At 60.5% G+C, this 1,805-nt stretch carries 1 protein-coding gene; it reads right to left on the reverse strand.

Annotated features, from left to right (window positions below; genetic code table 11):
- Positions 1-1,805: immunoglobulin-like domain-containing protein (locus tag CKW35_RS27655; protein ID WP_371855237.1), on the reverse strand; the 1,805-nt coding region annotated here is incomplete at both ends.

The raw sequence follows: 1,805 nt of genomic DNA on the forward strand, positions 1-1,805 counted from the left end.
AAGGTCGGCGCAGTCGCCTCGTTCACCGTGTCGGTGACCGGCGTAATGCTGACCTTCACCAGGTCACCCTGCCCGGAAGGCTCATCCGTAACGCTGGTGCTGACCTCGGTCTTATCCAGGGTCAGGTTCTCGAACTTCCACGCGTCCGCGCCGCTGACCGCGTCGATGGCGTTGACCACCGGCTCGTTAGCACCGACATAGACGTTATCCGGCGCGGTCGCAGTGGCCGAACCGGTGGTGCTGTTGGCGGGCACGATGACAGTGGTGCCATCGGTCAGCTTGAAATACAGCTCCGAGTGGTTATTGATCGGCAGACCGTCTTTGTTGGTCAGCGTGATGGTGTAGGTGATCTCGCCGCCTTCGGTGACCGACTGGCTTGCGGTCAACTTGGCGACAACTTCGTCGATGGTGTCGGTCACTTTGACCGAAGCATCGCCGCCCAACTCCAGGTTCTCGAAAGCAGCACCGGTAGCGTCTACCGCCGACTTGATGCCCAGGGTGATTTCGCCAGCATCCTGGTAAACGTCGTCACCCTGCGCGTCGTGAGCATACGGCTCGCTCGAGGTCTGACCGGCCTTGATGGTTACAACTGCGTTGTTGCTCAGGGTCACGACCAGGTCGTGGGCCAGGGCGGTGTTGATGTGCACGGTGAAGGTCGGTTTGACGTTCTCGGCCACCGAAGTTTGGTCGGCCGTGATGGTGACCTTGACGATATCGCCTTCGTTGCCTGGGGTGCCTGGCTCGTCGGTAACCTGGGTGCTGACCGGGGTCTTGTCCAGATTCAGGTTTTCAAACTTCCACGCGTCCGCGCCGCTGACCGCGTCGATGGCGTTGACCACCGGCTCGTTAGCACCGACATAGACGTTATCCGGCGCGGTCGCAGTGGCCGAACCGGTGGTGCTGTTGGCGGGCACGATGACAGTGGTGCCATCGGTCAGCTTGAAATACAGCTCCGAGTGGTTATTGATCGGCAGACCGTCTTTGTTGGTCAGCGTGATGGTGTAGGTGATCTCGCCGCCTTCGGTGACCGACTGGCTTGCGGTCAACTTGGCGACAACTTCGTCGATGGTGTCGGTCACTTTGACCGAAGCATCGCCGCCCAACTCCAGGTTTTCGAAGGTACGACCATCAACGTCCACAGCCGACTTGATGCCCAAGCTGATTTCGCCGCCGTCCAGATAGACGTCGTCGCCCTGCGCCGCGTGCTCGTAAAGCGCGCTGGTTTCGCCGGCCTTGATGGTGACTGTGGCGTTGTTGCTCAAGGTGACGACCAGGTCGTGTGCCAGAGCGGTATTGATGTGCACGGTGAAGGTCGGTTTGACGTTCTCGGCCACCGAAGTCTGGTCGGCAGTGATGGTGACCTTGACCAGATCGCCTTCGTTATTGCCGCCTGGGTTACCGGGGGTACCTGGCTCGTCAGTGACGGTGGTGCTGACCGGGGTCTTGTCCAGTGTCAACTGTTCGAATTTTCCGACGTCAGCGCCAGCAACGGTAGCGATCGACTGCACCACCGGGGTATTGCTGCCGACATAGACGTTGTCCGGAGCAGTGACGGTAATCGAGCCGCTGGTGCCATTGGCCGGCACGGTAATGACGGTTTTGCCGTCGCTCAGCGTGAAGTTCAGGGCGCCGTGGTTGTTGATCGGCAGGCCGTCTTTGTTGGTCAGCGTGATGGTGTAGGTGATCTCGCCGCCTTCGGTGACCGAAGGCGTCGCGGTCAGCTTGGCCACGACTTCGTCGGTGGTGTCTGTCACTTGGACGGTAGCCGCACCGCCCAGCTCCAGGTTCTCGAAGGTAGCACCGGT

It is taken from the genome of Pseudomonas sp. Irchel 3F3, assembly GCF_900187545.1.
GTDB lineage: Bacteria > Pseudomonadota > Gammaproteobacteria > Pseudomonadales > Pseudomonadaceae > Aquipseudomonas > Aquipseudomonas fortuita.